Origin of the sequence: Pseudomonas tremae (genome assembly GCF_023278125.1) — a bacterium.
Classification (GTDB): domain Bacteria; phylum Pseudomonadota; class Gammaproteobacteria; order Pseudomonadales; family Pseudomonadaceae; genus Aquipseudomonas; species Aquipseudomonas tremae.
In genome coordinates this window covers 1,881,331-1,907,586 of sequence record NZ_CP066270.1, presented here as the reverse complement: position 1 = coordinate 1,907,586, position 26,256 = coordinate 1,881,331, and the positions used below count along the sequence as shown (strand labels likewise).

General features: G+C 58.8%; 28 protein-coding genes. 7 read left to right on the top strand and 21 right to left on the bottom strand.

What is annotated here, in order from left to right:
* Window positions 1-2 precede the first annotated feature (2 nt).
* The 5 genes from I9H09_RS08845 (at window position 3) to hemN (ending at window position 5,339) form a co-directional block, all read left to right on the top strand.
* The gene (locus I9H09_RS08845) at window positions 3-539 is read left to right on the top strand and encodes a FixH family protein (protein WP_024670722.1); all 537 of its coding nucleotides are present in this window, start codon (window positions 3-5) and stop codon (window positions 537-539) included.
* 2 nt (window positions 540-541) lie between these two features.
* Window positions 542-3,004, top strand: coding sequence for a heavy metal translocating P-type ATPase (locus I9H09_RS08840; RefSeq protein WP_122347210.1), 2,463 nt, complete (start codon window positions 542-544; stop codon window positions 3,002-3,004).
* A complete protein-coding gene (gene ccoS, locus I9H09_RS08835) occupies window positions 2,983-3,186 on the top strand; it encodes a cbb3-type cytochrome oxidase assembly protein CcoS (RefSeq protein ID WP_024690360.1) in 204 nt (67 codons plus the stop codon). The genes I9H09_RS08840 and ccoS overlap by 22 nt, the downstream gene beginning before the upstream one ends.
* Window positions 3,179-3,868 carry a sulfite exporter TauE/SafE family protein gene (locus tag I9H09_RS08830; protein ID WP_122323590.1) on the top strand — a complete coding sequence of 230 codons (690 nt, stop codon included), beginning with the start codon at window positions 3,179-3,181 and terminating at the stop codon, window positions 3,866-3,868. The genes ccoS and I9H09_RS08830 overlap by 8 nt, the downstream gene beginning before the upstream one ends.
* An 88-nt stretch (window positions 3,869-3,956) precedes the next feature.
* A complete protein-coding gene (gene hemN, locus I9H09_RS08825) occupies window positions 3,957-5,339 on the top strand; it encodes an oxygen-independent coproporphyrinogen III oxidase (RefSeq protein WP_122347211.1) in 1,383 nt (460 codons plus the stop codon).
* 15 nt (window positions 5,340-5,354) lie between these two features.
* Here the strand turns inward: hemN and I9H09_RS08820 are convergent, their stop codons facing one another.
* Window positions 5,355-5,822: a chemotaxis protein gene (locus I9H09_RS08820; RefSeq protein ID WP_122323588.1), complete on the bottom strand. Its 468-nt coding sequence runs from the start codon at window positions 5,820-5,822 to the stop codon at window positions 5,355-5,357.
* A gap of 152 nt (window positions 5,823-5,974) precedes the next feature.
* Between I9H09_RS08820 and fnr the strand changes: the two genes are divergently transcribed.
* On the top strand, window positions 5,975-6,706 hold the full coding sequence (fnr, locus tag I9H09_RS08815) for a fumarate/nitrate reduction transcriptional regulator Fnr (protein WP_122323587.1): 732 nt from the start codon (window positions 5,975-5,977) through the stop codon (window positions 6,704-6,706).
* 60 nt (window positions 6,707-6,766) lie between these two features.
* A complete protein-coding gene (locus I9H09_RS08810; RefSeq protein ID WP_005887391.1) occupies window positions 6,767-7,315 on the top strand; it encodes an adenine phosphoribosyltransferase in 549 nt (182 codons plus the stop codon).
* Window positions 7,316-7,505: 190 nt separating this feature from the next.
* On the opposite strand, the gene I9H09_RS08805 is transcribed toward I9H09_RS08810, so the two are convergent.
* The 20 genes from I9H09_RS08805 to fliN all read right to left on the bottom strand — a co-directional run bounded on the left by I9H09_RS08805 (window position 7,506) and on the right by fliN (window position 26,246).
* The gene (locus I9H09_RS08805) at window positions 7,506-7,907 is read right to left on the bottom strand and encodes a DUF2802 domain-containing protein (protein ID WP_005890139.1); all 402 of its coding nucleotides are present in this window, start codon (window positions 7,905-7,907) and stop codon (window positions 7,506-7,508) included.
* Window positions 7,908-8,387: a chemotaxis protein CheW gene (locus I9H09_RS08800; protein WP_002554262.1), complete on the bottom strand. Its 480-nt coding sequence runs from the start codon at window positions 8,385-8,387 to the stop codon at window positions 7,908-7,910.
* 57 nt (window positions 8,388-8,444) lie between these two features.
* Window positions 8,445-9,326: a CheW domain-containing protein gene (locus I9H09_RS08795; RefSeq protein WP_053481176.1), complete on the bottom strand. Its 882-nt coding sequence runs from the start codon at window positions 9,324-9,326 to the stop codon at window positions 8,445-8,447.
* Between the two features lie 102 nt (window positions 9,327-9,428).
* Window positions 9,429-10,217 (bottom strand): ParA family protein, encoded by a 789-nt coding sequence (locus tag I9H09_RS08790; RefSeq protein WP_005890137.1) that lies wholly within the window; start codon window positions 10,215-10,217, stop codon window positions 9,429-9,431.
* A 42-nt stretch (window positions 10,218-10,259) separates the two neighbouring features.
* Complete coding sequence (gene motD, locus I9H09_RS08785) at window positions 10,260-11,150, bottom strand: flagellar motor protein MotD (RefSeq protein WP_122347212.1); 891 nt, start codon at window positions 11,148-11,150, stop codon at window positions 10,260-10,262.
* Window positions 11,151-11,156: 6 nt separating this feature from the next.
* Window positions 11,157-11,897 carry a flagellar motor protein gene (locus I9H09_RS08780; protein WP_005890135.1) on the bottom strand — a complete coding sequence of 247 codons (741 nt, stop codon included), beginning with the start codon at window positions 11,895-11,897 and terminating at the stop codon, window positions 11,157-11,159.
* Window positions 11,897-13,072, bottom strand: a complete 1,176-nt coding sequence (locus I9H09_RS08775) for a protein-glutamate methylesterase/protein-glutamine glutaminase (protein ID WP_024670730.1) — start codon at window positions 13,070-13,072, stop codon at window positions 11,897-11,899. Before I9H09_RS08775 ends, I9H09_RS08780 begins: the two co-directional genes overlap by 1 nt.
* A gap of 50 nt (window positions 13,073-13,122) precedes the next feature.
* A complete protein-coding gene (locus tag I9H09_RS08770; protein ID WP_236502273.1) occupies window positions 13,123-15,435 on the bottom strand; it encodes a chemotaxis protein CheA in 2,313 nt (770 codons plus the stop codon).
* 32 nt (window positions 15,436-15,467) lie between these two features.
* Window positions 15,468-16,253 carry a protein phosphatase CheZ gene (locus tag I9H09_RS08765; RefSeq protein ID WP_005890129.1) on the bottom strand — a complete coding sequence of 262 codons (786 nt, stop codon included), beginning with the start codon at window positions 16,251-16,253 and terminating at the stop codon, window positions 15,468-15,470.
* 19 nt (window positions 16,254-16,272) lie between these two features.
* Window positions 16,273-16,647, bottom strand: coding sequence for a chemotaxis response regulator CheY (locus tag I9H09_RS08760; protein WP_172678989.1), 375 nt, complete (start codon window positions 16,645-16,647; stop codon window positions 16,273-16,275).
* Between the two features lie 254 nt (window positions 16,648-16,901).
* Entirely contained in the window at window positions 16,902-17,642 is a 741-nt protein-coding gene (fliA, locus tag I9H09_RS08755; protein ID WP_003378731.1) for an RNA polymerase sigma factor FliA, read from the bottom strand.
* On the bottom strand, window positions 17,639-18,472 hold the full coding sequence (gene fleN / locus I9H09_RS08750) for a flagellar synthesis regulator FleN (RefSeq protein ID WP_122347213.1): 834 nt from the start codon (window positions 18,470-18,472) through the stop codon (window positions 17,639-17,641). Before fleN ends, fliA begins: the two co-directional genes overlap by 4 nt.
* 115 nt (window positions 18,473-18,587) lie before the next feature.
* Window positions 18,588-19,919, bottom strand: coding sequence for a flagellar biosynthesis GTPase FlhF (gene flhF / locus I9H09_RS08745; RefSeq protein ID WP_005890121.1), 1,332 nt, complete (start codon window positions 19,917-19,919; stop codon window positions 18,588-18,590).
* Window positions 19,920-19,930: 11 nt separating this feature from the next.
* Complete coding sequence (gene flhA / locus I9H09_RS08740; RefSeq protein ID WP_005890119.1) at window positions 19,931-22,060, bottom strand: flagellar biosynthesis protein FlhA; 2,130 nt, start codon at window positions 22,058-22,060, stop codon at window positions 19,931-19,933.
* A gap of 306 nt (window positions 22,061-22,366) precedes the next feature.
* Window positions 22,367-23,503 (bottom strand): flagellar biosynthesis protein FlhB, encoded by a 1,137-nt coding sequence (gene flhB / locus I9H09_RS08735; RefSeq protein WP_005890117.1) that lies wholly within the window; start codon window positions 23,501-23,503, stop codon window positions 22,367-22,369.
* A 1-nt stretch (window position 23,504) separates the two neighbouring features.
* Window positions 23,505-24,290: a flagellar biosynthetic protein FliR gene (gene fliR / locus I9H09_RS08730; protein ID WP_032618644.1), complete on the bottom strand. Its 786-nt coding sequence runs from the start codon at window positions 24,288-24,290 to the stop codon at window positions 23,505-23,507.
* Window positions 24,291-24,296: 6 nt separating this feature from the next.
* Window positions 24,297-24,566 (bottom strand): flagellar biosynthetic protein FliQ, encoded by a 270-nt coding sequence (locus tag I9H09_RS08725; protein WP_002554277.1) that lies wholly within the window; start codon window positions 24,564-24,566, stop codon window positions 24,297-24,299.
* A 25-nt stretch (window positions 24,567-24,591) separates the two neighbouring features.
* Complete coding sequence (fliP, locus tag I9H09_RS08720) at window positions 24,592-25,344, bottom strand: flagellar type III secretion system pore protein FliP (protein WP_005890114.1); 753 nt, start codon at window positions 25,342-25,344, stop codon at window positions 24,592-24,594.
* Window positions 25,344-25,784, bottom strand: a complete 441-nt coding sequence (fliO, locus tag I9H09_RS08715) for a flagellar biosynthetic protein FliO (RefSeq protein WP_024690367.1) — start codon at window positions 25,782-25,784, stop codon at window positions 25,344-25,346. The genes fliP and fliO overlap by 1 nt, the downstream gene beginning before the upstream one ends.
* Window positions 25,785-26,246, bottom strand: coding sequence for a flagellar motor switch protein FliN (fliN, locus tag I9H09_RS08710; RefSeq protein WP_005890112.1), 462 nt, complete (start codon window positions 26,244-26,246; stop codon window positions 25,785-25,787). It abuts the gene before it with no gap.
* Window positions 26,247-26,256: the final 10 nt, after the last annotated feature.

The window sequence follows — 26,256 nt, the reverse complement described above, 5'->3', positions numbered from 1 at the left end:
TCATGCCTGTCACGACCGCTTCAAGCCCCTGGTACAGGCATCTTTGGCCCTGGATCATCATTGCCATTCTGGCCTGCTCGGTGACGCTGAGCCTGTCGATGGTCTTTATTGCCGTGACCAACCCGGACCCACTGGTTACCGACAACTACTACGAAGCAGGCAAAGGCATCAATCGCTCGCTGAATCGTGAAGTGCTGGCCCAGAGCCTCAAACTGCATGCCGACGTCCATCTGGACAGCCTGACCGGCGAGGTCGAGCTGCGCCTGAGCGGCAACAGCAGCCCGCAGCGTCTGGAGCTGAACCTTATCTCCCCCACACAACCCGCCAGTGATCGTCGAGTGTTTCTGACTCGCAGCCCGTCCGAACCGGGCCGTTACGTCGGCCAGTTGCAGGACCGTGTCACAGGCCGTCGCTTTGTAGAGCTGCTGGGCGTCGAAGGCGATCAGACCTGGCGCTTGTTCGAGGAAGAGCAAGTCGGCACCGATGACCTGACTCTGGGCGATGAACCGCTGCAAGCCGCGCAACGCCGGAACGACTGAACGTGACCGCGCCCGACCGCTCTCCCACGCCCTGCTACCACTGCGCCCTGCCCGTGCCGAGCGGCCGGCGTTTCAGCGCAGTGGTGCTCGGTGAAACCCGTGAGCTGTGTTGCCCAGGCTGTCAGGCGGTTACCGAGGCCATTGTCGCGAGCGGGCTGGAAAGCTATTACCGTCATCGCAGCGAAACGGCAGCCAACCCGGAAAGCCTGCCCACGCAGTTGATCGATGAGCTGGTGCTCTATGACCGGCCAGACGTACAAGCGCCGTTCGTCCGACACGAAGGCGATCTGTCAGAAACCATTCTGCTTATCGAAGGCATCAGCTGCGCAGCCTGCTGCTGGCTGATCGAACAGCGTCTCGCACGTTTGCCGGCCATTGCCGAGGCACGCATGAACCTCTCGACTCATCGTCTGCAGGTGCGCTGGCGTGGCGACCAGCTGGCCCTCAGCCAATTGCTGAGCGAAATTCACGCCATCGGTTATGTTGCCCACCTGTGGCAGGCCGACCGAGCGGCGGAAAGGCTGGCGAGTGAAAATCGTCTGGCCTTGCGCCAACTCGGTGTCGCCGGGCTGTTGTGGGTTCAGGCAATGATGGCAACCATGGCAACCTGGCCAGAGTTCAACATCGACCTCAGCCCGAACTTGCACACCATCCTGCGCTGGGTGGCGTTCTTTCTGACCACCCCCATCGTGTTTTACAGTTGCGCGCCGTTCTTCCGTGGCGCGTTGCGCGACTTGCGCAACCGCCAGCTGACGATGGACGTCTCGGTGTCGCTGGCCATCGGCGCGGCGTATGTCGCAGGTATCTGGACCGCAATCACCGGTGTGGGCGAGCTGTATTTCGATGCGGTCGGCATGTTTGCCCTGTTTCTGCTGGCTGGACGCTATCTGGAACGGCGAGCCCGCGAGCGCACTGCGGCGGCCACCGCGCAACTGGTCAACCTGCTGCCTGCCTCCTGCCTGCGCCTGGATGAAGACGGCCAGAGCCAGCGCATCATGCTCAGTGAGCTGCGTCTGACCGACCGGGTACTGGTGCAGCCCGGTGCGGTAATTCCGGCAGACGGCACAGTTGTCGAAGGTCAGTCCAGTGTCGATGAGTCGTTGCTGACCGGCGAATACCTGCCGCAGACACGTGGCGCTGGCGATGCGGTCACTGGCGGAACACTGAATGTCGACAGCCCGCTAAACGTCCACGTGACGGCACTGGGTCAGGAAACCCGTCTGTCCGCTATCGTCCGGCTGCTGGAGCGCGCTCAGGCGGACAAGCCCCGACTTGCCCAGTTGGCAGATCGGGCGGCACAGGTCTTTTTGCTGTTTTCGCTGGTCGCCGCAGCGTTGATAGGCGTGATCTGGTGGCAGATCGATGCATCGCGTGCACTCTGGATCGTGTTGGCAATGCTGGTAGCCACCTGCCCCTGCGCGCTGTCGCTGGCTACCCCGACCGCGCTGACCGCCGCGACCGGTACGCTGCACACACTCGGTCTGCTGCTGACCCGAGGTCATGTGCTGGAGGGCCTCAATCAAATCGATACCGTCATCTTCGACAAGACCGGCACCTTGACCGAAGGACGTCTGGTGCTGCGCAGCATTCAGCCGCTGGGCGCGCTGGACGCTGACACCTGCCTGACTTTGGCGGCGGCGCTGGAAAACCGCTCCGAGCACCCGATCGCCCGCGCGTTTGGCCGCGCGCCCAAGGCCGCCGACGACGTCCACAGCACACCGGGGCTGGGCCTTGAAGGCGTTGTCGGTACACGCCACCTGCGCATTGGCGAGCCGGCTTTTGTCTGCGCACTGAGTGACGCGCAGATACCGGTGATCACAGATCAGTCCGGACAATGGCTGCTGCTCGGCGACACGCAAGGCCCTCTGGCATGGCTGGTGCTGGACGACCGACTGCGTGACGATGCCCATACCTTGTTAGACGCCTGCAAGGCACGTGGCTGGAAAACCCTGTTGCTGTCCGGCGACAGCTCGCCCATGGTTGCCAGCGTCGCCAAGGCATTGGGTATCGAAGACGCTCGCAGCGGCTTGCGCCCAGACGATAAACTTGCCGTGCTGCGCGAGCTGCAGGCACAAGGGCACAAGGTGCTGATGGTCGGTGACGGGGTAAACGACGTGCCGGTCATGGCTGCTGCCGATATCAGCGTGGCGATGGGCTCGGCCACCGATCTTGCCAAGACCAGCGCCGACAGCGTGCTGCTGTGCAACCGCTTGCCGGTGCTGATCGACGCACTGAATCTGGCCCGACGCACGCGCAGGGTCATTATCGAAAACCTGATCTGGGCCGGTCTGTATAATGGCCTCATGCTGCCCTTTGCAGCACTTGGCTGGATTACCCCTATCTGGGCAGCAATCGGCATGTCGGTCAGCTCATTGATCGTGGTGCTCAATGCACTGCGTCTGACCCGCCTGCCGCGACTCACCCCGCCTGCACCGGAGGTTGTATGCCCGCGCTTTACATCCTGATTCCTGCCGCCCTGCTGCTGGTGGGCATTGCGATCTACGTATTTTTCTGGGCGGTGGACAGCGGCCAGTACGATGACATGGAAGGCCCGGCACACAGCCTGTTGTTCGATGACCCGCCGCCTGCAGAGCCGCTCCCGCCTGCGCATCAAAAGTCAGGTTGTGACGAGAAACACGATGCTTGAACTGGCCCCGGTACTGTTGTCAGCGCTTACTCTCGGCCTTTTGGGCGGTGGTCATTGTCTGGGGATGTGCGGCGGCCTGATGGGCGCGCTGACACTGGCCATCCCCAAAGAGCAGCGCAGCCGCCGATTTCGTCTGCTGCTGGCCTATAACCTTGGGCGTATTCTCAGCTACGCGCTGGCCGGCTTTGCGTCCGGACTGGTCGGCTGGGCCGTCGCGCAAAGCCCGTTGGCCACAGGCTTGCGAATAATGGCCGCCGTGCTGTTGATCGTCATGGGGTTGTATCTGGCTGGCTGGTGGAGCGGGCTGACCCGCATCGAACGGCTGGGCCGAGGCCTGTGGCGACACCTGCAACCGCTGGCCAGCCGTTTGTTACCGGTGTCCAGTGTGCCGCGCGCGCTGTTGCTCGGCGCACTCTGGGGATGGCTGCCCTGCGGGCTGGTGTACAGCGCTCTGCTCTGGGCTGCCAGTCAGGGCAATGCGGTCGATAGCGCCCTGCTGATGCTGGCATTCGGGTTGGGCACATGGCCGGTTCTGCTGGCCACCGGGCTTGCCGCCGAACGCACCACCGCGCTGCTGCGCAAGCGTGGCATTCGCGTGGCGGGCGGGTTACTGGTCATCGTGTTCGGGGGCTGGACATTGCCCGGGCCGCATCAGCACTGGCTGATGATGATGTCGCACTGAGAGGCTGGCCACCTGACCCACATCAAGATTCCCCCTGAACAGCCTGCGTATGCTCGCGCCATCACCAGCCTGACCGGGACACGCGCGCATGCTCGACACCATTCGTTGGGATTCAGATCTGATCCGCCGCTATGACGTGACAGGGCCGCGCTATACGTCCTATCCGACTGCGCTGCAATTTGACACACGCGTTGGCGCGTTCGACCTGTTGCAGGCTCTTAGCGACAGTCGCAAAGCGCTGCGTCCGCTGTCTCTGTATGTGCATCTGCCCTTCTGCGCGAACATTTGCTATTACTGCGCCTGCAACAAGGTCGTCACCAAGGATCGCAGTCGGGCGCAACTCTACCTGCAGCGACTGGAGCATGAAATACAAATGCTTGCCTGCCACCTGGCACCTGGTCAGGTGGTGAAACAGCTGCACCTGGGGGGCGGCACGCCGACCTTTCTCAACCATGAAGAACTGCGTCGGTTGATGGCGCAATTGCGCGCATGTTTCACGCTGCTGGACGATGATTCGGGCGACTACAGCATCGAAATCGACCCCCGTGAAGCCGACTGGGCAACCATGGGTCTGCTGCGCGAACTGGGGTTCAACCGGGTGAGCCTGGGCGTTCAGGATCTTGATCCGGCAGTGCAACGAGCGATCAACCGCATGCAGAGCCTGGAAGAAACCCGCGCTATCGTTGAAGCCGCCCGCACGCTGCAGTTTCGCTCAGTGAATATCGACCTGATCTACGGCCTGCCAAGACAGACGCCGGACGCCTTCAGCGGCACGCTGGACGAAATCATCAACCTGCAGCCAGACCGTCTTTCAGTGTTCAACTATGCTCACCTGCCGGAACGCTTCATGCCGCAACGCCGGATCGATGCAAGCGAACTGCCGACCGCCGAGAGCAAATTGATCATGCTCGAGCGCACCCTCGAACAACTCGGCAGCGCGGGCTACCGTCATATCGGCATGGACCATTTCGCCTTGCCCGACGACGATCTGGCCATTGCCCAGGAGGACCTGACCCTGCAGCGCAACTTTCAGGGCTATACCACGCAGAATGATTGTGACCTGATCGGGCTAGGCGTCTCGGCCATCAGCCAGATCGGCGAGCTGTACAGCCAGAACAGCAGCGACCTTACCGACTATCAACGAATGCTGGACAGCGACCAGCCTGCCACCAGGCGAGGGTTGACATGCAGCGACGACGACCGGATCAGAAGCGCCGTCATCCAGCAGTTGATCTGCCACTTCACGCTGGATTTCGCCGCGATTGAAAAAGCATTTCGCATCGATTTCAGGATTTATTTCAACGACGCATGGCCACAGCTGGTGGTTATGGCAAACGATGGGCTTATTGCGCTGGGCGATACAAAGATCGACGTCAGACCGGCAGGTCGTTTGCTGGTGCGCTCGGTGTGCATGGTGTTCGATGCGTACCTGACCCGGAAAAACCGGCAGCAGTTTTCCCGGGTAATTTGAACAGGCGGTGCTGCACTACATTTTGGCCAGCACCAGCATGCCCGCCTTGGTCTTGTCGGAGTCACTGGACTTGAGGCTGTTCATGAGCGACGACAGATCGGCCGTGGAATTGCTTATCTGCGCCTGCAATGTTCCAAGCACGGTCTGTAACGCGGCGGCCTTGGTACGGCGCTCATCGGGGTCCAGGCTCTGGTCACTCATGACCTTCTGAAGCTGGTCCATGGTTTCCTCTATCTTGCGCTGCAACTCGCGAATGGCCTTGAGGATCTTCTGTACGGAGGAAGGCAGCCCGCTCTGCTCGATATCCGCATTTTTCGAGGAGGACGCTGCAGCGGCCTTGCCTTCCGTGGAAAGATTGACCTCCACGCCTTTTGTCTCGCCGACAGGTTTTTCTGCATTGCTTTCAATGGCTTGGCTGTAGGTCACCTGCGAGGTAGGCGTACGTATTGTAATACTGTTGATCAACGGGAGAGTCGTTGACATGGCAAGGCATCCTGAATCGGCTGGAAATATACGAATGCATCGGCATTAAGAGCGCAAACTTGATTAATCAGATGGCCTTCGACGCTGGCCCGATTTATCCAGGGTGAGTTACCCTTATGACTTATGTGTGATTTCCCACAAGGAATTAAGTGATGTCCGAGCCAGTGAAACGTGCTCAAAGCCAAGCCCATTGCAAGGATTGCAGCCTCGCACCGCTGTGTCTGCCGCTCTCGCTCAACCTGGATGACATGAATTCCCTGGACCAGATCGTCAAGCGCGGCCGCCCGTTGAAGAAAGGCGAGTTTTTGTTTCGTCAGGGCGACACATTCGAATCGGTATACGCGGTACGTGCCGGCGCCTTGAAAACTTTCAGCATCAGCGACAATGGTGAAGAACAGATCACCGGTTTTCATCTGCCCAGTGAACTGGTGGGCATGTCTGGCATGGACACCGAGGCCTACCCGGTTTCGGCGCAGGCACTGGAGACTACATCGGTGTGCGAAATTCCATTCGAGCGTCTGGACGAGTTGTCGGTGCAACTGCCACAACTGCGTCGGCAATTGATGCGCGTGATGAGCCGCGAGATCCGTGACGATCAGCAAATGATGCTGCTGCTGTCGAAGAAAACCGCTGACGAGCGCATTGCCACTTTCCTGATCAATCTGTCGGCGCGCTTCCGGGCACGGGGCTTTTCGGCTAATCAGTTCAGGCTGAGCATGTCCCGCAACGAAATCGGCAATCACCTCGGGTTGGCAGTGGAAACCGTGTCACGCGTGTTCACGCGGTTCCAGCAAAACGAGCTGATCAACGCAGAGGGCAAGGAGATCCATATCCTCGCCCCAATCGACCTGTGCGCACTGGCAGGCGGTTCGATGCAAAGCTGAGGCGTGCGATCTTTGGCGGGTCGGCTTAAACTGTCGGCCAAAACTGCCATGGACTCCCCGATGACCTTCGATCAACCGAACTTCAAATCCCTGATACGCCCGGTCGTAGATTTCCCCAAGCCGGGCGTGGTGTTTCGTGACATCACTCCCCTGTTCCAGTCGCCCAAAGCCACCCGTCAAGTCATTGACAGCTTCGTGCAGCGCTATATCGAGGCCGACTTCAGTCACATCGGTGTCATGGACGCGCGCGGCTTTCTGATTGGTTCGGTTGTCGCCTACCAGTTGAACAAGCCGCTGGTGCTGTTCCGCAAACAGGGCAAATTGCCTGCTGACGTACTGTCCGAGGGGTATCAGACCGAATACGGCGAAGCCTACCTGGAAGTGCATGCGGACAGCCTGTGCGAGGGCGATTCGGTGGTGATGTTCGATGACCTGATCGCCACGGGCGGCACCCTTATCGCTGCCGCCAATCTGATCCGCCGCATGGGCGCCAAGGTGCATGAAGCTGCTGCGATAATTGACTTGCCGGAACTGGGCGGCTCGAAACGCCTGCACGATCTGCAGATCCCGACGTTCTGCCTGACCGAGTTTGCGCTGGACGAGCAGTAAGGGCTATTTGCAAGCCATGAAGCGCCCGAAAACGGGCTTTTGCCCGGAAGCCTGTGAGCCTAGGAGGTTACGACGGCTGCGATGGGCTGCGAAGCAGTCCTGAAACGGTTTACTACCGCTTCCTGGCAGATGCGCACAAGCGAAGCGTCACCCAGGCTACTGACAGCCCTCGGCTTTCGTGTCCGATAATCTAACCTGCCGTATTGCCGTGCAGCTTGGTCATGAGCTGCGCTTCGGCCTGGGTCAGGCCGCAGGACTGAGTGAGTTCATCGATGCTGGCACCCATGCCCACCAGCCTGGCGGCCTGGGCGAAGGACAGCGTGGAGGGATCGCGCTGTTCCAGTGCGGTGAGCTTGTCCGGCAACGGCGCAACGGTGGCGCGCAGTTCATGCAAGGCTTCGCCCATGCGCACCGTACCGTTCTGGTAGTTGTCCAGGCGTCTGGCCAACTCCTTGATCCGCTGATCACGCAAGGCAGCCGCCTCGTCACGCTCGGCGTCAAGCTTGCGCTGACGCTTGGTATGGGCCAGGAACAGAAACAGGGTCACGCCCCATAGAATGGCCAGAAAGACGACAGCTACCTCAAAGATCAATCAAATGCTCTCCAGTTCGGACCACTCTTCTTCGGACATCATTTTGTCCAGCTCGACCAGAATCAACAGCTCGCCGTTCTTGTTGCAGACGCCCTGAATGAACTTGGCCGACTCGTCATTACCCACGTTGGGCGCGGTTTCGACTTCGGACTGACGCAAGTAAACCACTTCCGCCACGCTGTCGACCAGAATACCGACCACTTGCTTGTCAGCCTCGATGATCACGATACGCGTGTTATCGCTGACTTCAACCGGCGCCAGGCCGAAGCGCTGACGAGTGTCAATTACGGTGACAACATTACCGCGCAGGTTGATGATGCCCAGCACGTAGCTTGGAGCACCCGGAACCGGGGCGATTTCGGTGTAGCGCAGCACTTCCTGCACCTGCATTACATTGATGCCGTAGGACTCGTTGTCCAGGCGGAATGTAACCCATTGCAGGATCGGATCTTCGGAACCTTGTGCAGACGACTTATTCATAACCCCAACCCCTCACGTGTATTCTTTGCGGGTGACGCCACTGGCGCCTGCCCATGATTATTTCGACTTGTTCAACTGCTTGACCGCGCCACTGGCTATCAACTCGGCCAACTCTGCAACATCCAGCAACGCACACATGTGCTCGATAACCGTGCCTGCCAGCCAAGGTCGCTGACCGCGTTGCGTGCGCCATTTGATCTCGTTCGGATCAAGACGCAACGAGCGACTGACCTGATGCACCGCCAGCCCCCATTCGTATCCTTGCACCGAGATCACGTACTGCAATCCCTGGCGAAAATCGTCGCGGTAGCGATCAGGCATGATCCAGCGCGCGGTATCCAATACTTTCAGGTTGCCTGCCTGACTGGGCAGGATCCCGAGAAACCAGTCCGGCTGCCCGAACAGTGGCGTCAGTTCCTGCCCTGCCAGCGGATAAATCGACCCCAGACAGACCAGTGGCACCGCCAGTGTCAGACCCGCCACATCAAACAACAGGCATTCGAACGGCTCGGCAGCCCACGCCGGACGACCATCGCTGGTCGGTGGCGGCGTTGGAGTTCGCTGAGTCACCAGCGTACTCAATTCGGCGACAGGCTCGACCAGATCTACTGTCGGCACCGTCGTTTCAACCTTTAACGTTTCAACCTGTACGGCCTCGGCAACGATCACCGGAGCAACCTCAAGCACTGGCACCGCAACAGGTGCCGCAACCTTGACGGCTACAGCCACCGCGGCAGGTGCGGCAACCGCGACCGCCAGCGGCTTCACCTGCGCCTGCATGCGCGCATCGAACGCTTGCTCTTCAAGCACCGCAGCCTGGAATTCATCGATACTGCCGGAAGGCGTTTCAAGCTCTTCGGTCGCGTCGTAAAGCAATGCGTCCAGATAGGACTGCAAAGCCAGCTTGGGTCGTGTTGCAACTTCTACAGGGCGGTTCATACCGGGGCCCAACAAAAAATGGAGCGTGTGCAGCCTGATAGAGTTATCGGCCGCATTGAGGCATCACTTGAGCGAACTGTGCAGAAAGAGTAAAGGTTCATGTCAGGCCACCTGAGCATTGAGCTGCTCGGCGAGCATGTGTTTGAGCAAAGCCCGATAGGCAATCACGCCACGACTCTTGCTGTCGTTCTGCGAGGGCGTCAGGCCCAGGCGGCTGGCATCCCGAAGCCGTGTGTCGACTGGCACATAGGCCTGCCAGACATGCTCGGGGAAGCTGTCACGCAACAGCTTCAGGGTGCCCATCGACGCTTGGGTGCGGCGGTCGAACAGCGTGGGCACAATGGTGTAAGGCAGCGGGACTTTTCGCGAGCGGTTGATCATGGCCAGCGTATTGACCATCCGTTCCAAGCCTTTTACAGCCAGAAACTCGGTCTGCACAGGGATTGCCAGTTGCTGGCTTGCCGCCAGCGCATTGACCATGAGAACGCCCAGCAACGGCGGACTGTCGATCAGCGCATAGTCAAATTCCTGCCATAACTGGGCAAGACTCTTGGCGATCACCAGGCCGAGACCGCTCTGGCCAGGCGATTGACGCTCAAGGGTGGCAAGCGCCGTGCTGGACGGTATCAAGGATATGCGCTTGTCACTGGTAGGCAGCAACAGCTGCGCGGGAAGACCATCCGGCACCGCGCCTTTGTGCAAGAACAAATCGAACGCGCTGTGCTCCAGTTCGTCCGGATTGTGCCCGAAATAACTGGTCATGGAGCCATGGGGGTCCAGATCGACAACGACCACGCGCTTGCCTGCATCAGCCAGCAACCCGGCCAGGGCAATGGTCGTGGTGGTCTTTCCGACTCCACCTTTCTGATTGGCTACTGCCCAGACTCTCATTGATTTTTTTCCTTCCGTACAGCGAAGACCATACCGATACGATTATTGGAAGGCGGGTGACGGAGAATTGACGGCGTTCGCGCGTACCGGCGGCTTTGCTGGCACCGGTGCAGTTTGTGTGCCAGCACGCCTTAAAGCAGCATCAGGTTGCACATTCGCGGAACCCGCACTGGTCAGACTGCGGCGAACATCCAGGTTTCGCGAGATAACCAGCACCACACGGCGGTTCTTGGCGCGCCCGGCAGCGGTGGCATTGGAAGCAACAGGCTGAAACTCGCCGTAGCCTACAGAGGCGAGCCGCGCCGGGTTGACGCCGTCCATCGCTAGCATGCGCACAATGCTGGCAGAGCGCGCCGAGGAGAGTTCCCAGTTGGTCGGAAACTGTGCAGTGCGGATCGGCTGATCATCAGTGAAGCCTTCGACATGGATCGGGTTGTCGAAGCGTTTGACGATATCGGAGACCTTTTCAATGATGGTGAATGCCTTGTCGCTGGGCATGGCATCGCCACTGACAAACAACAGGCTGGAGTTAAGCTCGATCTCTATCCACAACTCGTTGCCGCGCACGGTCATCTGGTCGGACTTGATCAAGTCGCCAAACGCATCGCGTACATCCTGGGCAATAGTCTGCAACGGGTCATCGGACGCCTGCCCGATACCGGCGTCAGTCTGCTCGCTTTCCTTGAGCAAGGGCTCGGCAGGCTTCGTCGACACCGGACGCTGTTCGCCGATCGGGATCGGCTTCATGGTCCGCTCCGTGTCGTTGAAGACCCCCACCAGCGCCTGGGACAGAATCTTGTACTTGCCTTCGTTGATCGAAGATATGGAGTACATCACCACGAAAAACGCGAACAGCAACGTAATGAAGTCGGCATAGGACACCAGCCAGCGTTCATGATTTTCGTGTTCCTCGGGCTGACGTCGGCGAGCCATGCGCTGTTACTCCATGAAGCCTTGCAGCTTGAGTTCGATGGAGCGCGGGTTTTCACCCTCGGCGATGGACAACAGACCTTCGAGCAGCATTTCGCGGTAGCGTGACTGACGATGGGCAATACCTTTGAGCTTGTTGGCCACCGGCAGCAGGATGAGGTTGGCTATGGCCACACCGTAGATGGTTGCGACAAACGCAACCGCAATGCCACTGCCAAGCTGGCTCGGGTCGGCCAGATTGCCCATCACGTGAATAAGCCCCATCACTGCACCGATGATGCCCACGGTCGGCGCGTAGCCGCCCATGCTTTCGAATACTTTGGCAGCCTGGATATCGCGGGTTTCCTGAGTGATGAAATCCACTTCCAGAATGCTCCGGATCGCCGCTGGCTCAGCCCCGTCCACCAACAGTTGCAGGCCTTTGCGGGCATAACTGTCGGGCTCAGCGTCGGCTACAGTTTCCAGCCCCAGCAAACCTTCCTTGCGGGCGGTCATGCTCCAGCCTATGACCCTGTCAACACCACCGGGCAGATCGATGCGAGGCGGGAAAACAATCCACCGAACGATCTTCATGGCGCGCATGAACGCGCTCATCGGTGATTGCAACAGCGATGCGCCCAGTGTACCGCCCAGCACGATCAGGGCTGCCGGACCATTGAGTAATGCGCCGAGGTGTCCGCCTTCGAGAAAGTTACCGCCGATAATCGCGACAAACGCCAAAATCAGACCGATAAGACTCAGTACATCCATCAGAGACAAGCCTCGACCAGATGCCGACCGATGTCATCGAGGCTGTAGATCGCGTCGGCGAGCTCCGCCTTGACGATAGCCATCGGCATGCCATAGATCACGCAGCTTGCTTCATCCTGCGCCCATACGGTACTGCCCGCCTGTTTGAGCAGGCGTGCGCCCTCCCGGCCGTCTGCGCCCATGCCGGTCAATACTACCGACAGCACTTTGTCGCCGTAGGATTTGGCCGCCGAGCCGAAAGTAATGTCGACGCAAGGCTTGTAGTTCAAGCGTTCATCGCCTGGCAGAATCTTCACCGTGCCGCGAGCGTCGACCATCATCTGCTTGCCGCCAGGGGCCAGCAGCGCCAGCCCTGGACGCAGAACATCACCGTCCTCGGCCTCTTTGACGCTGATCTTGCACAGTTTGTCGAGACGCTCGGCAAATGCCTTGGTGAATGCCGCAGGCATGTGCTGAATCAGGACCAGGGGCGCCGGAAAACTGGCTGGCAGTTGGGTCAGTACTCGTTGCAGGGCAACCGGACCGCCAGTCGACGTACCGATGGCGACCAGTTTGTAGGCCTTGCGCTTGGCGGTTCCAGTGGTCGTGGCGTGCGCAGGCGCATGATGAGCATGAGCATGCCCATGCGCTGCCGGCGCCGAAACAGGGGCCGGAGCAGCCGTACGCGAAGGCACAGTACGCGCGGGCGTAGCCGGCGCTGGCGCACGACTCGGAATCGTCGAAGGCGCTGGTGCCGCAGATGATGCGCTGGCAGAACCAAAACCGCTCGAACGGCGGTTGCTACGCGAGATACTGTTGATCTTCTCGCACAGCAGTTGTTTGACCTTTTGCGGATTGCGCGAAATGTCTTCGAAATTCTTGGGCAGAAAATCCACGGCACCGGCATCAAGCGCGTCCAGCGTTACGCGCGCACCTTCGTGCGTCAGCGACGAGAACATCAAGACCGGGGTGGGAATACGCTGCATGATATGGCGAACTGCCGTAATGCCATCCATCATCGGCATTTCGTAGTCCATGGTGATGACGTCAGGCTTGAGCGCCAGCGCCTGCTCAATTGCTTCCTTGCCATTGGTGGCGGTGCCGACAACTACAATGTTGGGGTCCGAAGAAAGAATTTCCGTAACGCGGCGGCGGAAAAAACCGGAATCATCCACCACCAGGACCTTGACTGCCATAAACACTCCAATAGGTGCTGCAGGCAGCCAGGCTGCCCGCAACCCCGGATTCAAATACGCCGTGCGGCGTATCGCTTGAGCATGCTGGGTACATCGAGAATCAAGGCAATGCGGCCGTCACCGGTAATGGTGGCGCCCGACATACCCGGCGTACCCTGCAGCATCTTGCCCAGCGGTTTGATAACCACTTCCTCCTGACCGACCAGTTGATCGACGACAAAGCCGATGCGCTGGGTGCCAACCGTCAGAATCACGACGTGCCCTTCTCGCTGCTCTTCATGAGCTGCGGAACTGACCAGCCAGCGCTTGAGGTAAAACAGCGGCAAGGCCTTGTCACGCACGATCACCACTTCCTGACCGTCCACCACGTTGGTAGTCGAAAGGTTCAGGTGGAAGATTTCGTTGACGTTGACCAGCGGGAAAGCGAATGCCTGGTTGCCCAGCATCACCATCAGGGTCGGCATGATCGCCAGGGTCAACGGGACCTTGATGACGATCTTGGAGCCCTGGCCCTTGGTCGAGTAGATGTTGATCGAGCCGTTGAGCTGGGAAATCTTGGTCTTCACCACGTCCATGCCCACACCGCGGCCAGAGACGTCGGAGATTTCGGTCTTGGTCGAGAAACCCGGAGCAAAGATCAGGTTGTAGCAATCGGTGTCACTCAACCGATCAGCCGCATCCTTGTCCATGACCCCACGCTTGACAGCGATAGAGCGCAGAACGTTAGGGTCCATGCCCTTGCCATCATCGGAAATCGACAACAGGATGTGGTCGCCCTCCTGCTCTGCCGAAAGAATCACCCGACCGCCACGAGACTTGCCTGTGGCTTCACGCTCTTCCGGGGTTTCGATACCGTGGTCGACCGCGTTGCGCACCAAGTGGACCAGCGGGTCGGCAAGCGCCTCGACGAGGTTCTTGTCGAGATCGGTCTCTTCACCGACCAACTCGAGGTTGATCTCTTTCTTGAGCTGACGGGCCAGGTCGCGAACCAGACGCGGGAAGCGTCCGAAGACTTTCTTGATCGGCTGCATGCGCGTTTTCATCACCGCGGTCTGCAGGTCTGCCGTCACCACGTCAAGGTTGGAAACCGCCTTGGACATGGCTTCATCGCCACTGTTGAGCCCCAAACGAACCAGACGGTTACGAACCAGCACCAGCTCACCCACCATGTTCATGATCTCGTCCAGGCGGGCGGTATCAACGCGAACAGTGGTTTCAGCTTCGGTCGCGACCGGTTTTTCACCGGTTGGGGCCGGCGCTCGTGCCGGTGCCGGTGCAGCTGCTGGAGCGGGCTTGGCTGGCTCGGCCTTGGCAGCCGGTGCGGGCGCTGCAGCAGGCTTGGCCACAGGCGCCGGGGCAGCAGGAGCAGCCGCAGGTGCCTTGGCAGCGATAGCCTGAGGTTCGAACTTGCCTTTGCCGTGCAACTCATCCAGCAGGTTTTCGAATTCGTGATCGGTGATTTCGTCCGATGCCTTCGCAGCAGGCGCAGGCTTTGCAGCAACAGCTGCGGGCGCAGGTGCAGCGGCAACCGGAGCGGCTACAGCAGCGGGCGCAGGTGCAGCGGCAACCGGAGCGGCTACAGCAGCGTCGAAAGAACCTTTGCCATGCAACTGATCAAGCAGCGCCTCGAACTCGTCGTCAGTGATTTCATCACCGGCGGGCGCAGCAGCGGCGCTCTTGGCAGCAGGGGCCGGGGCAGCTGCGGCGTCGGGTGCAAACTTGCCCTTGCCGTGCAGCTGATCAAGCAGCGATTCGAATTCCTGGTCGGTGATTTCATCGCCCACTGGCGCAGGTGCAGCAGCAGCTGCCACTGGCGCGGCCACAGACACCGGGCTGGTGCCGTGCAGCGAATCCAGCAGTTGCTCGAATTCATCATCGGTAATGTCGCCGTCGGCCTGAGCCTGAGCCGCCGGGGCAACTGCCTCGGCCACTGGTTGCGGCTCTGGCTCTGGCGCTTCGACCACATCCGCAGATTGTGGCTCAGCCAGCCGCGCCAGGGCAGCCAGCAGCTCAGGGGTCGCCGGGGTGACGTTGGTTCTTTCTCGTACTTGACCAAACATGCTGTTGACGGTGTCCAGAGCCTCCAGGACCACATCCATCAGTTCGGAATCAACGCGACGCTCACCCTTGCGCAGGATGTCGAAGACGTTTTCGGCGATGTGGCAGCACTCCACCAGCTCATGGAGCTGGAGGAAGCCGGCGCCGCCTTTTACAGTGTGAAAACCGCGAAAAATTGCATTGAGCAGGTCAGCATCATCCGGTCGGCTTTCCAGCTCGACCAACTGCTCTGACAACTGCTCCAGAATTTCGCCGGCCTCTACCAGAAAATCCTGAAGGATTTCTTCATCGGCGCCGAAGCTCATGGGGTGCTCCCTAAATTAACCGTCAACAGACCTTAGAAGCCGAGGCTCGATAGCAGATCGTCTACATCATCCTGTCCGGATACGACGTCTTCACGTTTATCGGCATGAATCTGCGGACCTTCACCCTTGGCGAGATGTTTTTTAGGATCTTTTTCTGCAAGGATGGATTCTTCGTCATGTTCGATGCCTGCGAAGCGATCGACATGGCTGGCCATGAGCACCAGCTTGAGCAGATTGCTCTCAACTTCAGTGACCAGCTGCGTAACGCGCTTGATCACCTGACCCGTAAGGTCCTGATAATCCTGAGCAAGCAGAATATCGTTGAGATGGCCGGCAACCTGGTGGGTTTCCTTTTCGGTGCGCGTCAGAAAACCGTCGACTCGCTTGGCCAGCTCGCGAAACTCTTCAGCGCTGATTTCGCGGCGCATGAAACGCCCCCAATCCTCGCTCAAAGCCTTGGCGTCGGAACTCAGGCCATTCATGACCGGCGTACTTTCCTCGACCAGGTCCATCGTGCGGTTGGCTGCGTTCTCGGTCAGCCTGACTACGTACGACAGGCGTTCGGTGGCGTCGGTGATTTGCGACACTTCCTCGGCCTGAGGCATGTGCGGATCGATATGAAAGTTGACGATTGCACTGTGAAGCTCACGCGTCAGCTTGCCCACTTCCTGATAAAGGCCGCGGTCACGTGTCTGATTGAGCTCATGGATCAGTTGCACAGCCTCGCCGAAACGACCCTTTTCAAGGCTGGTAACGAGTTCCTGCGCGTGTCTTTTTAGGGTCGACTCAAAGTCGGCCATCGAATCATTGTTATCCATAGCGCCCTCGCGGCATGCATCAGCTATTGACGCGGTCAAAGATCTTTTCGATCTTCTCTTTCAGCGCTTGAGCCGTGAATGGCTTGACTACATAACCGTTCACCCCGGCCTGAGCAGCTTCAATGATCTGCTCACGCTTGGCTTCTGCAGTGACCATCAGCACGGGAAGATTCTTGAGGCGATCATCCGCACGGACCTGACGCAACAGATCGATACCGGACATGCCAGGCATGTTCCAGTCGGTCACCAGAAAGTCAAAGGCACCGCTTTGCAGCATCGGCAGTGCGGTCAGACCATCATCCGCTTCCGATGTGTTGGTAAACCCCAGATCACGCAAAAGGTTCTTGATGATCCGCCGCATCGTTGAGAAGTCATCAACGATGAGGATTTTCATGTTCTTGTCCAATTCGACCTCCAAGCAGTCTTTAACGCATTCAGCACCTGAACACGCTGTTCACTCAATACTGGCACAGCACACCTCCAGCTATACGAAACGACGACGGGCTTGGCACAACGACAGGCAAAGACCTTGAACGAAAGCCCATCGAGACAATGTTCGATGGGCTTGCGTCTCGTTCATCCTGTTACCACGTAACGCTTTGCACAGCCGGCATGCAGACAACTCGCGACTTGCGTCGCGGATTGCCGTCAACGCGCTCGCCACTCCCCCAAACGCCCTCGCAAACGAGCTGCGCACTGGCTGTGTAACTGACTGACTCGAGATTCGCTGACCCCAAGAACCTCTCCGATTTCCTTGAGATTCAGCTCTTCGTCGTAGTACAGCGCCAATACCAGACGCTCACGCTCTGGCAGATTGGCAATTGCATCGGCCAACGCAGCCTGGAAGCGCTCGTCTTCCAGATCGCGCGACGGCTCAAGCGAACCGCTTGCACCGTCCTCGTGCAGCCCTTCATGATCCCCGTCCTGCAAAAGGTCGTCGAAACTGAAAAGGCGGCTGCCCAAGGTGTCATTCAAAATCCCGTAATAATCATCAAGACTCAACTGGAGTTCGGCAGCAACCTCGTGATCTTTAGCGTCACGACCGGTTTTAGCTTCAATTGCCCGAATTGCGTCACTGACCATGCGCGTATTGCGGTGTACCGAACGCGGAGCCCAGTCACCCTTGCGGACCTCATCGAGCATCGCACCACGGATACGAATGCCGGCATAGGTCTCGAAGCTCGCACCCTTGGTGGAGTCATATTTGGTAGAGACTTCAAGCAGACCGATCATGCCGGCCTGGATCAGATCCTCGACCTGCACGCTGGCTGGCAAACGCGCCAGCAAGTGGTAGGCAATGCGCTTGACCAAAGGCGCATAGCGCTCGATCAGCTCATATTGTGAGTTCCGAGAAGTCTTGCTGTACATCTGGTAGCCGCTCGCAGTCATTGCACAGGCCCCGCACTGGTCTGGTGAACGAGTCGCTCAACGAAGAACTCGAGATGACCCCGCGGATTGGCCGGCAACGGCCAGGTATCAACCTTCTGGGCAATAGCCTTGAACGCCAGTGCACATTTGGAACGCGGGAATGCTTCGTAGACGGCACGCTGTTTCTGCACGGCCTTGCGCACGCATTCGTCATACGGCACAGCGCCTACATACTGCAGGGCAACATCAAGAAAACGGTCTGTCACTTTGGTGAGCTTGGCGAACAGGTTGCGCCCTTCCTGAGGGCTCTGAGCCATGTTGGCCAGGACCCGGAAGCGGTTCATGTCGTAGTCGCGGTTGAGCAGTTTGATCAGGGCGTAGGCATCGGTGATCGACGTGGGCTCGTCGCACACCACCAGCAGCACTTCCTGAGCAGCGCGCACAAAGCTCACCACTGATTCGCCAATACCGGCAGCCGTGTCGATCACCAGTACGTCGAGATTGTCGCCAATATCGCTGAACGCCTGGATCAGACCGGCATGCTGGGCCGGAGACAGATGCACCATGCTCTGGGTGCCGGAAGCTGCAGGCACGATACGAACCCCGCCCGGCCCCTGCAATAGAACATCGCGCAGTTCGCAGCGACCCTCTATGACATCGGCAAGCGTGCGCTTCGGCGTCAGGCCCAGCAAGACGTCGACATTGGCCAGACCAAGATCGGCATCAAGCAGCATAACGCGCCGGCCAAGCTCGGCGAGGGCCAGTGAGAGGTTCACTGACACGTTAGTCTTACCGACGCCACCTTTGCCGCCGGTCACCGCGATCACCTGTACGGGATGCATGCTGCCCATGTTATTTCTTTACCTTGTCTTGCGTAGACCGAAACCACACCGAGAACCGCACATTCACTAATGAACAATGCCAGGCAGACCGTTGATGCAGGGACATTTCAATAATATCCATCACTTAACCCACTCTCTTGCCAGGGGTGTGATAGAGGTCGGCAAACATATCAGCCATCGCTTCCTCGCTCGGCTCATCCTGCATCTGAACGCTCACCGCACGGCTAACCAGTTGGTGACGGCGTGGAATATGCAGATCTTCAGGAATACGTGGACCGTCCGTCAGGTAGGCCACTGGTAGTTCGTGACTGATCGCCAGGCTCAGGACTTCGCCGAGGCTGGCTGTTTCATCGAGCTTGGTCAGAATGCATCCGGCCAGGCCACAACGTTTGTAACTGTGATAAGCCGCTGTCAGTACCTGCTTCTGGCTAGTTGTTGCCAGTACCAGGTAGTTGCGCGATTTTATGCCACGCCCTGCCAGACTCTCCAGCTGCATGCGCAGCGCAGGATCACTGGCCTGCAGGCCGGCGGTATCGATCAGCACCACGCGCTTGCGCAGCAGTGGCTCGAGAGCCTGAACCAGAGACTGGCCCGGATCGACATGGGTAACCGGCACGTTGAGAATGCGCCCGAGCGTCTTGAGCTGCTCCTGGGCACCGATGCGGAAACTGTCCATGCTGACCAGAGCGATATTCTGCGGACCGTACTTCAGCACGTAGCGGGCTGCCAGTTTGGCCAGTGTGGTGGTCTTGCCCATACCGGCAGGACCGACCATGGCGATCACGCCGCCCTCTTCCAGCGGCTCAATGTCAGGCACGGCAATCATGCGGGCCAGATGCGCCAGCAACATGCGCCATGCCTGACGAGGCTCGTCTATGTCGGGGATCATCGACAGCAGGTCGCGGGACAGCGGGCCGGACAAGCCGACACGTTGCAGACGGCGCCAGAGGTTGGCCTGCTGCGGACGGCTGCCCTGAAGCTGATTCCAGGCCAGGGAGCCCAGCTGGACTTCCAGCAGCTCGCGCAGGCCATTCAGTTCGGAACGCATCGACTCGAAGGCGCGCTGGCCGCCAGCAGGCTCTGCGGCAGGCGCAGACGCATAGGCAGCAAACGGACGTGGCGGCTCTTCAAGCGTGGGTTCGATGTGTGTGTCTGCAGCGCTGCCGGTCTTGCCGGAAAACAGCTGGAGGTTGACCGACACGTCACTGTCACTGCGATTGTTCAGTTCAGCCTGAGCGGAAACGATGCGCGACTGGGTTTTGCGCAGTTCGTCTTCCAGCTCCATGTTGGGCACGCGAGGGGCCAGGGCAGAAAGCTTGTAATCCAGAGCAGCAGTCAGCTCGACGCCACCAGCAATGCGCCGGTTACCGATGATGGCCGCTTCGGCGCCCAGCTCATCGCGAACCAGCTTCATGGCTTGACGCATATCGGCGGCGAAAAATCGCTTAACTTGCATGACTCACTACCTCAGCCGTTTGGCCCGACAGTCGCTACGATGGTTACTTGCTTGTTGTCCGGTATTTCCTGATACGCCAGAACATGCATGTTCGGTACAGCCAATCGTCCAAATCGTGACAGCATCGCCCGGACAGGACCTGCTACCAGAAGAATTACCGGCAACCCTTGCATCTCTTGACGCTGGGCGGCCTCTATCAACGAACGCTGGAGCTTTTCAGCCATGCTGGGTTCAAGCAAAACGCCTTCTTCCTGACCCTGACCAGCCTTCTGAAGACTATTGAGCAATATCTGTTCCAACCTTGGCTCCAGAGTGATAACAGGCAGCTCCGGCTCAATGCCTACAATGCTTTGGACGATTGCACGGCTCAGACCGACCCGCACTGCCGCCACCAAAGCGGCGGTATCTTGACTCTTGCCAGCGTTGTTGGCGATAGCTTCTGCAATGCTGCGGATATCTCGCACCGGCACATGCTCGGAAAGCAGCGCTTGCAATACGTTGAGCAGCGACGACAGGGACAACACACCCGGCACCAGCTCTTCAGCCAGCTTGGGCGAGCTTTTGGCCAACAATTGCATCAACTGCTGCACTTCCTCGTGCCCGATCAGCTCATGGGAATGCTTGTACAGAATCTGATTGAGGTGGGTTGCCACCACGGTGCTGGCGTCTACCACGGTGTAGCCCAGCGACTGCGCCTGGCTGCGCTGGCTGATTTCGATCCAGACAGCCTCCAGACCAAACGCCGGGTCTCTGGCGGTAATGCCGTTCAGCGTACCGAACACCTGCCCGGGGTTGATTGCCAGTTCGCGATCCGGATAGATCTCGGCTTCGGCCAGAATCACACCCATCAGCGTCAAACGATAGGCGCTGGGCGCCAGATCGAGGTTGTCGCGAATGTGTACGGTCGGCATCAGAAAGCCCAGCTCCTGAGACAGCTTCTTGCGCACGCCCTTGATCCGCGCGAGCAATTGGCCACCCTGATTGCGATCCACCAGCGGAATCAGGCGGTAGCCCACTTCCAGACCAATGATATCGATCGGGGTCACGTCATCCCAGCCCAGCTCCTTGGAGTCCTGAACGCGGGTCGGTGATGGCAGCAGATCTTGCTGACGCTGCACTTCGGCGATGGCTTCGACCTTCACCTGGTTTTCTTTCTTCCACAACATATAGGCGCCGCCTGCAGCAACCAGACCAAGGCTGATGAAAGAGAAGTGCGGCATGCCCGGAACCAGACCCATGACGATCATGATTGCAGCGGACACACCCAGCGCTTTGTGCGAGGCAAACATCTGGCGATTGATCAGCTTGCCCATCTCTTCCGAACCGGAAGCGCGGGTCACCATGATGGCGGCAGCAGTGGACAGCAGCAGTGATGGCAATTGCGCCACCAAACCGTCACCAATGGTCAAGAGGGTGTAGACACGGCCTGCATCGGCAAACGACATGTTGTGCTGCATGATACCGACCAGCGTGCCGCCGATCAGGTTGATGAACAGAATCAGCAACCCGGCAATGGCGTCGCCGCGCACGAATTTACTGGCACCGTCCATTGAACCGTAGAACTCGGCTTCCTGAGCCACTTCGGCGCGACGGCGCTTGGCTTCAGGCTGATCGATAAGGCCGGCGTTGAGGTCGGCGTCGATCGCCATCTGCTTGCCGGGCATCGCATCGAGGGTGAAACGTGCGCTCACCTCGGAGATACGACCGGCACCTTTGGTGATAACCACGAAGTTGATGATCATCAGAATCGCGAACACCACGATACCAACGACGTAGTTACCGCCGATCACTACTTCACCGAATGCCTGAATCACCTTGCCCGCAGCAGCGTGGCCGTCCTGCCCGTGAAGCATTACTACACGGGTGGAAGCGACGTTCAGTGCCAGACGCAGCAACGTGGCAACCAGCAGGATGGTCGGGAACACCGAGAAATCCAGCGGCCGAAGTGCATAGACGCAGACCAGCAGCACGACGATCGAGAGTGCGATGTTGAACGTGAAGAACACGTCCAGCAAAAAAGGAGGAATGGGCAACATCATCATTGCCAGCATGACCAGCAACAACAACGGAACGCCTAGCTGACCGCGACCCAGGCCAGAGATATTGCTGCGTGCGCTACTGAGTAATTGAGAGCGATCCACTGATTCGTTACCTGCGCACTAGATCAAAACATTGACGCCGATGGCGACCTGTATCGACCCTGTTGCAAAAAGCTGTCCAACTTTTACAACGCCAGTGGCGGCAAGGCTTTAGAGACAGAAATCGCGCAAAGCGAGCATGCCCTTCTCGCACGAAATTCAGGCCTGAATTGGAATTAAGTCTTGTATCTCGCCAGACTAAAGATGTGTGACGCAGAACATGCATACGATAGCGGTCCTGCAAACACCTATCGTTCCTCACGCTCAGCGTGGCAATGCCCTCATCAGGCGAGACGCCCTTTCTGACGATCAGGAATCGCGCTGCAGGTCAGGGGGGATTTTAACATCGCCCAGCGGGTCTGGGCGCTTGCCCTGGCCGGCATGGAACTGGCGGATCTGGTAGACGTACGCCAGTACCTGAGCCACTGCCAGGTACAGCCCGGCTGGAATTTCCTGATCCAGATCAGTGCTGTAGTAGATGGACCGGGCCAAGGCAGCGGATTCCAGAATGAGTATCTGGTTATGCGCACCAATCTCGCGAATCTTCAGGGCAACAAGGTCAGTGCCCTTGGCCAGCAGCATGGGCGCCCCACCTTTTTCAGGGTCGTACTTCAAGGCCACGGCAAAGTGTGTCGGGTTGGTAATGATGACATCGGCCTCGGGAATCGATGCCATCATCCGCCGCTGAGACATCTCGCGCTGCAACTGGCGAATCCGCTGCTTGACCTCAGGGCTGCCTTCGCTGTTCTTGTGCTCGTCGCGCACTTCCTGCTTGGTCATCAGCAGCTTCTTGTGCGCCTCATACAGCACAAACGGTACATCCGCTGCCGCAATGAACATCAGTCCGCAAGCCATCCAGAAGCTGCTCCAGCCCACCACCATCAAGCTGTGGATCATCGCCTGCTCGAGCGGCTCGTGGGCAATGGCAACCAGGTCCTTGCGCTCGCTGTTCAGCACCGCCAGCGCCACCGCCAGAATGATCAGGAATTTGCCTAAAGACTTGAGCAGCTCGACCAGCGCGTGTGGCGAAAACATACGCTTGAGCCCTGCAGCAGGGTTCATCCGGCTGAACTTGGGCATCAGGGACTTGGTTGTGAACAGCCAGCCGCCGAGCATGATCGGCCCCACCAGCGCTGCCACCAGCATGGCAATCAGAAACGGCAGAATCACCACCAGCGCATGCAGCCCGGAACTGAGCAAAGCCTTGCCCATGTAAGACTGATCCATCAGCGTTTCACGCGTGATCGTGAAGTTGTCACGCATCAGCTCCGACATCATCGCGGCAATGTCAGAACCGAACATAAGCAAACCGCCCGCCCCCATCAACATCACCACCAGCGTGGTCAGTTCCTTGGAGCGCGCAATCTGACCATCGGCACGAGCGTCCTTGACCTTTTTTTCCGTGGGGTCTTCTGTTTTATCCTGACCGTTCTCGTTTTCTGCCATCTCAACGAGCCCTCACCATATCGCGCAACATCTGCAGTGCCTGGGTGGCAATCGGCTGATACTGGTTGAGAATGTCGCCCATCGTCATCCACAGAATGACCATGCCCATCACCAGAGTCAGCGGGAAACCGATGGAAAAAATGTTGAGCTGTGGCGCAGCGCGGGTCATGACACCGAAAGCGATGTTGATGATCAGCAACGCCGTGATCGCCGGCAATACCAGCCTCAGCCCGGAACCCAAAACCCAGCCCAGGCCGTTTGCCAGCTCCCAGAAATTGTTGACCAGCAGGCCGCTGCCAACCGGCATGCTGGTAAAGCTCTCGACGAGGATTTCCAGCACCACCAGATGGCCATTCATGGACAAAAACAACAGAGTCACCAACAGCGTGAAAAATTGCCCGATGGTGGCTGAAGACACGCCGTTGGTGGGGTCGACCATCGAGGCAAAGCCCATGCCCATCTGCGTCGAGATGATCTGCCCCGCGATCACAAAGATATGGAAGAACAACTGCAGCGAAAGGCCCATGCCGGCCCCGATGATGATCTGCTCGCCAATCAACAACAAGGCGCTCAGGTCGAGCGCCTGGACCGGAGGCATGTCAGGCAAGGCTGGCGCGACCACCACGGTGATGGCGAAGGCCAGATACATGCGCACGCGACGGGGCACCAGCGTCGTACCGATGACCGGCATGGTCGTCAGCAGCGCGATGATGCGAAAAAGCGGCAGCATGAAGGCCGCCACCCAGGTACTGATCTGGGTATCGGTCAGCGCAAGCATCGGCTGCATTCGGCGCTAGCCGATCAGCGTCGGAATACTGGTGTACAGCGACAGCATGTATTCCATGAATATTTTCAGCAGCCAGGGGCCGATGACGATTAGGGTCACAAGCATGACCAGCAAACGCGGCAGAAAGCTCAATGTCTGTTCGTTGATCTGGGTAGCAGCCTGGAACATCGCTACCAGCAGGCCGCATAACAGACTGGGCACTACAAGAATCGCAACCAGCACGGTGGTCAGCCACAGCGCTTCGCGAAACAGATCGACGGCAACTTCCGGCGTCATCGGGCAGACTCCTCGTCAAAACGGCTCATACGCCACCAAAACTGCCGGCCAGAGTGCCGACAATCAACGCCCAGCCATCTACCAGCACAAACAGCATGATCTTGAACGGCAGGGATATGATCAGTGGCGACAGCATCATCATACCCATGGCCATCAGCACACTGGCCACCACCAGGTCGATGATCAGGAACGGAATAAAGATCATGAAGCCGATCTGAAACGCCGTCTTGAGCTCGGAGATCACGAACGCCGGAACCAGAATGGTCAGCGGCGCAGCATCCGGCGTCGGAATATCGGTGCGCTTGGACAGCCGCATGAACAGCTCGAGATCACTGGTACGCGTCTGCGCCAGCATGAAGTCCTTGATCGGCACCTGCGCCTTGGCAACCGCGTCCTGCGCTGACAGCTTTTCAGCCAGATAAGGCTGCAATGCGTCCTGATTAACACGGTCGAAGACCGGCGCCATGATGAACATGGTCAGAAACAGCGCCATGCCGGTCAGTATCTGGTTCGACGGTGTCTGCTGCAGACCCAGGGCCTGACGCAGGATCGAGAAGACGATGATGATCCGGGTAAAACTGGTCATCAGCATGACAAACGCAGGAATGAAGCTCAGCGCGGTCATGATCAGCAGAATCTGCAGACTGACCGAATACTCCTGCTGGCCGTCCGTGCTGTTGGACAGGGTGATCGCCGGTATCGACAAAGGGTCGGCAGCCAGGACCGCAGGCGCCACCATGACCAGCATCAGCAGTATCAGGAAACGCAAGGCGCCCATTACTTCTTGTCCTTATCCTTGCCCATCAGCTCCATAAGGCGCTGAGCGAATTCAGGTGTCGTTTGCTCACGCACAGGCACCTGAACCGGTTCCTTGAGCACATGCAGGGGCGTGATTCGGCCCGGCGTGATACCCAGCAGTACCTGCTCGTTGCCGATCTGGACCAGCACCAGCCGATCACGCGGCCCCAGTGCGCGCGAACCCACCAGCTCGATGACCTGACTGTTGTTCGGGCCGGCGCTCTGCACACGGCGCATCAGCCATGCCAGAACGAATATCAGACCAACCACCAGTATCAGGCCGAATAGCAGCTGTGCCAGCTGCCCGCCCATGCCACCAGACACGGTATTGGCCACTTGCGCAGGCGCCGTCTGAGCGGCGGGATCTACAGCACAGGCCAGCGACGGCGACATCAGCAGAACACTCAGCAAGCGCTTCATTCAGCGCAGCTTCTTGATGCGTTCGCTCGGGCTGATCACGTCGGTCAGACGGATGCCGAACTTTTCATTGACCACAACCACTTCGCCGTGGGCGATGAGTGTGCCGTTGACCAGCACGTCCAGCGGTTCGCCAGCCAGACGATCCAGCTCGATGACCGAGCCCTGGTTGAGCTGCAACAGGTTGCGAATATTGATATCGGTACTGCCCACTTCCATGGAGATCGAGACCGGAATATCCAGAATCACGTCCAGGTTAGGACCGTCCAGCGTCACCGGCCCGGTGTTCTTCGGCACACTGCCGAACTCTTCCATGGCCAGACGGCTACCCGCATTACCGGCGTCGGCAGCCAGCAAGGCATCAATATCAGCCTGCCCGCCATCGCCAGCCTCGCCCAGAGCAGCAGCCCACTCATCGGCCAGCGCCTGATCTTCAGCAGACGTCATTTCGTTATCATCAGCCATCGGTTGTCCT